Raw genomic sequence first — 5,837 nt, forward strand, 5'->3', positions numbered from 1 at the left:
GCCGCGAGCCGAACCGGTGCGCCAAGATCAACAAGCCAATGCCCAGGCGAGGTGAAACGCTGTAATGCCAATGCTGCCGCCAAACCTGCCGATGCTGTTCCGGGCGTTCGGAAAGCGGCAACTGCGCCTGCTTCCGGCGGTGGTGATTCTCGGCCTGGTCAGCGCCGTCCTCGAAGGGTTCGGCATCGGCCTGATCATCCCGTTGCTGGGCATCATCATGGGACACGGGGATGCCGCCGGAATGGCAGGCTTCTCCGCCGTCCTCCAGCACGTCGGATCGGGCTTGAGCGAGCGCGACCGGCTGATCGTCATTTCGGCCGCCATCCTCGGCTCGATCATCCTGAAGAACGTCTTCGCCTTCGCCAACACGCTGCTGACGACCTTCATCTCCGGCAAGGCAAGCCATTCCATCCGCAGCGCCCTGTCGGAGCAGCTGTTGCGGGTCGGCTACCCGTTCTTCCTGCGGCAGAGCCCCGGACGCCTGCTCAACATCATCTCCAACGAATCCTGGCGGGCTTCCGATGCGATCAAGATCATGCTGTCGGCCATCGTCAGCGCATCGGCCGCCATCATCCTCCTGGCTTTCCTGCTGCTGCTTTCGTGGCGCATGACGCTTTTGGTCACGCTCGGACTGGCGCTCGTCCAGATCGCGCACGCCGTCCTCTCAGCCAATCTGAAGGAGCCAAGCCGCAGCGTCGCCTCGCGCAACGGCCACCTCGCCTCGCAGATGCTTCACCTTGTGCATGCCGGACGGCTGATCCGCATCTTCGGACAGGAGAACCGGGAAAAGGCGATGTTCGACACGGCGTCGGATGCGGTTCGCCGCGCCTCCTTCGCGCTGCTCGTGCGCCAGGGAGCGCTGCCGCCGCTGACGGAGGTTCTCCACGCCATGCTGTTCCTGGCGGTGGTGATCGGCGCCTGGCTGGCGCAGGTGAGTTTCCCGCTGATCATCGCCTTCGTCATCCTGCTCTACAGGCTGCAGCCGCATATGCGGGCCCTGCAGGGGTCGTGGAGCCAGCTGCAAGGCCTGAGCGGATCGCTTGAGGAGGTGACTTGGCTGCTGGATCCCACAGGCAAGCCGCAACCGCCGCAAGGGGACGGGCCATTCCACGGCCTGCGCCAGGGCATCAAGTTCGACGATGTGACATTCACCTACTCCGGCACGGACCGGCGCGAGGTGGTGCTGCACGCGGCGACATTCGAGATCCGCGGTGGCCGCTCGACGGCGCTGATCGGCCGCTCGGGCGCCGGCAAGACGACGATCGTCAATCTCCTGTGCCGCTTCGTCGAACCGGACACCGGCAGCATCCTCGTCGATGGATCGCCGCTCGACCGGATCGACGCCAGCCAGTGGCGCCGGCACATCGCCCTGGCCAGCCAGGAACTGGAACTGGTCGACGGCAGCATTTTTGAAAACATAACCTACGGCCAGGATGCCGCGACAGCCGGCGATGCCGAGGCCGCCGCAAGACTGGCCGAAGCGCATGAATTCATCGAAAGGCTGCCTCAGGGCTACGAGACCCTGGTTGGCTACAGGGGCGTCAATCTGTCGGCGGGACAGAGGCAGCGCATCGCCTTGGCGAGAGCCCTGGTGCGCGATCCCGATCTCCTCATCCTGGACGAGGCCACCAATGCCGTGGACGGGCTGTCGGAAGCGGCCATCGTCGAGACCCTGAAGTCGAGAGCCGGCCGCCGCACGACCATCGTCATCAGCCATCACCACAGCACCATCTCGTTCTGCGACGACGTGGTCATCCTGAGCGGCGGCCGCGTGAAAAAGCAGGCCCCTTTCGGCGCCCTGGCCTCGCTCAGCATGGACGAGCTTTACCAGCACGAACCGCTCGACTGAGAAGGCGCCGGGCCGGCCCGCGATCTTATCCTGGGCGTGTCTGCAGCCTCCGGCCGGCGGGTCGTCGCAAGGGTTCGAATCACAAGCCAGGGGAATTGCCGCTGGCACCTTCCGTGATCGCACCAATGCCGTGCGGGACCGAGGCGCGCTACCTTGCCTGTGCGGCGGACCTGTCGATCCGCCTGGCCGGTGCCCCATTGGACTTACTCTCCGGGTGAGGTGCCGGCCTCCCATGCACAAAAGAAGGATCTGAAGCGGGTCGCCTGAATCCTTCAGGCGCGACACGCTTCAGGTGGCGGCGCCGACATTCCTGCGCATGCGCCGCCTGCCCGTCGTCCGTGCTTTCTTCGCCATCGCCCCGGCCATCTCGACCACGCCGTCCTCGCGCGGCCTGCCATTGGTGGCCTTGTGGAGCCGCTCATAGGGCAGCAGTTCCTTGATCCGGGCATTGAGCGAGGCGATTTCGGCCTTGAGGTCCTCGCACTCCTGCCTCTGCACGTCGAACTGTATCTGTTCGGACGCTTGTTGCAGCGTCAGCTGAGAAAGGTTGGCGTTCACCTTGGAAAGACTCATCTTGTCGCTTTCGCTCTCCTGGCTCAGCGCGGACAATCTTTCATCGGCGATCTTCTTTTCGGCCAGGGCATCGTTGAGTTCGCTCTTGAGCCTGGCGATCTCGCCCGCGGCTTCGCTGTTTTCGCTCGACACCTGCTCCAGCCGCGATTGCAGGTTCTGGATCTCCGAGCTCAACCCGCGCATTTCCGCCTGGCTGCGAGCCAGCTCGGCTTCCTTGTCGCCTTCCATCATGTGGGCCGCTTCGGTCGTTTCCGACAGTTTCGCCTGTGCCGCCTCGAGCGACTTCTGCAGCCGCATCTCCTCTTTCTCGCTCTTGCCGAGCGCCGCCAGCAGCTCCGCCAGCCGCGCTGCTTCGGTGGCATGGACCGCCGACAGCTCGTCGAGTCTGTGGCGCGCCTGCGATTCCCGCTTCAGCGCCTTGTCGAGTTCGATCGACAGGTTGACGTGCTTTTCGCGCAGCATCTTGCTTTCGCGCAAGCGCCTGTTGGCCTCGACCGTCCTGGCGGTCAGCCGCTTGGCGATGTCGCCGAACTCCGCCTCGCGTTTGGAGCTCGCATTGGCTGTCTCGACGAGTTCCAGCCTGACCGCGGCAAGTGCCGCACGAAGCGTCTCCCGGTCCTGGACCAGGCTTGTCTCGCGCTGCTGCAGCGCTTCGAAAGCGCCGTCACGCTCGCGCAGCTTTCGCGTCGCGTCGTGCAGCTTCTCCGACAGAGCCCTCTGTTCGGCGGCCAGGGCGGCATTGGCGACCTCCAGCTCGTTGGCGCGCAGGATGTCGCTGTGCAGGATGTTGAGGAATTCGCGCGTCAGATGGTGTGAGGTGCCGATCTCCGACAGCTTGTCGTTGATCTCCTCCAGATAGTCCCTGGCGTCGTGGAAGAGTCCCTCGAAGGCGCTCAATGCAGCCAGCCGGGTCTGTGTATGGGCGGTCAGTCTTGGCGCGGTTTCGGAACTGTCCGCAGCGCCCGCATCCTCGGCATTCCCGGCATTGTCGTCATTTGCCGCATCGGCCTGGGGTGGCCCGTCATCGGATGCCGCCTGGGCATCCGGCACATCGTCGCTCTCTGGCGGCGCCAGGTCGTCGGCGTCGAGACTTGCATCCAGCGCGTCCGCCAAATCGATCTGCAGGTCCTGGATTGCTTTATCCACGTCTTCAGCACGCTTGATCAGGCCTCTGAAGTTCATCACCAAACTCCCCTTACGCATACCTCGCTTAGAACTTAATAAATTGCTAATATATCCTTACATCCGCTGCTTGCGCAGGGGAAGCCCCGTCGGCACAAAGGTAAATTTGGGACATTTTAGGGGTTTGCACGGCGCGAGCGATGCGGTGCGAGGGTGCGAAGCCGGTTCTGCCGGCGGGACAGCGCCCCCTCTGTCCAGCCGGACATCTCCCCCACACGGGGAGATTGGACGTCATGCGGGCTTTCGCCAATCGCCAACGTTGCAAGAAGAACTGAAGCGCAGAAATTGCCAATCTCCCCACTTGTGGGGGAGATGTCCGGCAGGACAGAGGGGGGCGCGAAGGATCGCGGCTCCCCCTAAGTTGCCCTCACCCCGCCATGGCCAGCGGCACGGCGCTCTTGTTGGGGATCTGGATGTCGATTTCCAGCGTCGACATGGTCTCGCCGCGGTCCATCGAGACCTGCAGATAGTCCTGGTCGATCTGCACATGCTTGGCGATGACGGCCATGATCTCCTCGCGCAGGATGGAGACGAGGTCGGGCTGGCTGCGGTTGCGGCGCTCATAGGCGAGCAGCACTTGCAGCCGCTCGCGCGCCACCGGGGCGCTGGAGCGCCGCTTGAAGATGTCGAGCAGGTTCATGCCGCCCTCCTTCCCAAAAGACGATCGAGGAAGCCCTTGCGCTCGAAGGGCACGATGACGGGCAATTCCTCGCCCTCCAGCCGCCTGGCAGCGTCGATATAGGCCTTGGCAGCGGAATTGAGCGGCTCCGACAGCGTCACCGGCGAACCGAGGTTGGAGGCGCGCAGCACGTCCTGGCTTTCCGGAATGATGCCGAGCAGCGGCACCGACAGGATTTCCAGCACGTCGTCGATGGACAGCATCTCGCCGCGCGAGGCGCGCGCCGCATCGTAGCGCGTCACCAGCACATGCTTGGCGATCTGCTCGCCCTGCTCGGCCCGCAAGGTGCGGGCGTCGAGCAGGCCGATGATGCGATCGGAATCGCGCACCGACGACACTTCCGGATTGGTGACGATGACCGCCTCGTCGGCAAAGCGCATGGCGAGCTGCGCGCCGCGCTCGATGCCGGCCGGGCTGTCGCAGAAGACGTAGTCGAACACCGAGCGCAGCTTGTCGATGACTTCGCCGACGCCTTCCTCGGTCAGCGCATCCTTGTCGCGCGTCTGCGAGGCCGGCAGCAGGAACAGCGTCTCGACCCGCTTGTCGCGGATCAGCGCCTGCGAGAGCTTCGCCTGGCCCTGGATGACGTTGACGAGGTCGAACACCACGCGCCGTTCGGCGCCCATGATCAGGTCGAGGTTGCGCAGGCCGACGTCGAAGTCGACGAGCGCCACCTTCTTGCCGGTCTTGGCCACGGCCGCCCCGAGGGCCGCCGTCGAGGTCGTCTTGCCGACGCCCCCCTTGCCCGAGGTGACCACCACTACCTTGCCCATTGAAAAGCCTCCGTTGTTGTTTTCTTGGTCGAGCGGCCCGGCCGCCCCAATATCGAAACGAATGTCAGCTCAGCGTCGAAACCCGCAACGCGTCGCCGTCGAGAAACGCCTGCACCGGCTTGCCGCGCGAAACGCCTTCCATCTCCTCGGCGGTGACATACCAGCCGTCGACCGCCAGAAGCTCGGCCTCGTTCTTGCGGCAGAAGATGCGCGCGCCCCTGTTGCCGAGCGCACCCGCCGAAGCGCGCCCGCGCAGCGTGCCGTAGACATGGATCGAGCCCGCCGCGATGATCTCCGAGCCGGAAGCGACAGAACCCAGCACGATGACATCGCCATGCGGATGCACGATCGCCTGGCCCGAACGAATCGGCGCCTTGATCATCAGCGTGCCCGAAGCTTCAACCTGCGGCTCGCTATCGCCCGCCTTGCTTGCGTCAGCCTTGCCGACGCTGTCCTTGTCCGGGCCGGCTTCAGGCGCCCCGCTCTCGGCCTTGCCCTCTCCGGAAACATCCTCCCGCGCCCTGCGGGGCAGCAGGCCATCCGTCGTCGCCTCCTTGGCGCCGACCAGCACCGGCGGCAGGTTGGGCTCGAGTGCGGTGTGGCCGTCGAGCTCGATGGCGTAGATACGGATGCCGCGATGGCCAAGCACGCCGACCAGCGATTCGATCGCCGCGACATCGGGCTTCAAAGTGTTGAGATCAAGCACCACCGGCCGCCCGGCAAAATAGCCCGGCGAGTTGCCGATCCAGTGATCCAGCCCCTCCAGCCACACGTCCAAAGG

The 5,837-nt window shown here is 64.8% G+C and carries 5 protein-coding genes; 1 reads left to right on the plus strand and 4 read right to left on the minus strand.

Features of this window, described 5'->3' with window-relative positions:
* Window positions 1-64: 64 nt before the first annotated feature.
* Window positions 65-1,849, plus strand: coding sequence for an ABC transporter ATP-binding protein (locus tag EN932_RS27290; RefSeq protein ID WP_128369214.1), 1,785 nt, complete (start codon window positions 65-67; stop codon window positions 1,847-1,849).
* Window positions 1,850-2,137: 288 nt separating this feature from the next.
* Here the strand turns inward: EN932_RS27290 and EN932_RS27295 are convergent, their stop codons facing one another.
* From EN932_RS27295 to minC, 4 genes are all read right to left on the minus strand, one after another.
* Complete coding sequence (locus EN932_RS27295; protein ID WP_127385210.1) at window positions 2,138-3,604, minus strand: hypothetical protein; 1,467 nt, start codon at window positions 3,602-3,604, stop codon at window positions 2,138-2,140.
* A 367-nt stretch (window positions 3,605-3,971) separates the two neighbouring features.
* On the minus strand, window positions 3,972-4,244 hold the full coding sequence (gene minE / locus EN932_RS27305; protein WP_024501686.1) for a cell division topological specificity factor MinE: 273 nt from the start codon (window positions 4,242-4,244) through the stop codon (window positions 3,972-3,974).
* Window positions 4,241-5,056 carry a septum site-determining protein MinD gene (minD, locus tag EN932_RS27310; protein ID WP_013530671.1) on the minus strand — a complete coding sequence of 272 codons (816 nt, stop codon included), beginning with the start codon at window positions 5,054-5,056 and terminating at the stop codon, window positions 4,241-4,243. Before minD ends, minE begins: the two co-directional genes overlap by 4 nt.
* A 64-nt stretch (window positions 5,057-5,120) precedes the next feature.
* Window positions 5,121-5,837: septum site-determining protein MinC (minC, locus tag EN932_RS27315; protein WP_245483333.1), on the minus strand; the 717-nt coding region annotated here is incomplete at its 5' end.

Origin of the sequence: Mesorhizobium sp. M7A.F.Ca.US.002.01.1.1 (assembly GCF_004022955.1) — a bacterium.
In the GTDB taxonomy this organism is placed as follows: Bacteria; Pseudomonadota; Alphaproteobacteria; order Rhizobiales; family Rhizobiaceae; genus Mesorhizobium; species Mesorhizobium ciceri.

Bases quoted from the DNA above. Each gene is read 5' to 3' on its own strand.
- EN932_RS27295 (WP_127385210.1), bottom strand. From the start codon at position 3,604: ATGAACTTCAGAGGCCTGATCAAGCGTGCTGAAGACGTGGATAAAGCA.
- EN932_RS27290 (WP_128369214.1), top strand. From the start codon at position 65: ATGCCAATGCTGCCGCCAAACCTGCCGATGCTGTTCCGGGCGTTCGGA.
- minD (WP_013530671.1), bottom strand. From the start codon at position 5,056: ATGGGCAAGGTAGTGGTGGTCACCTCGGGCAAGGGGGGCGTCGGCAAG.
- minE (WP_024501686.1), bottom strand. From the start codon at position 4,244: ATGAACCTGCTCGACATCTTCAAGCGGCGCTCCAGCGCCCCGGTGGCG.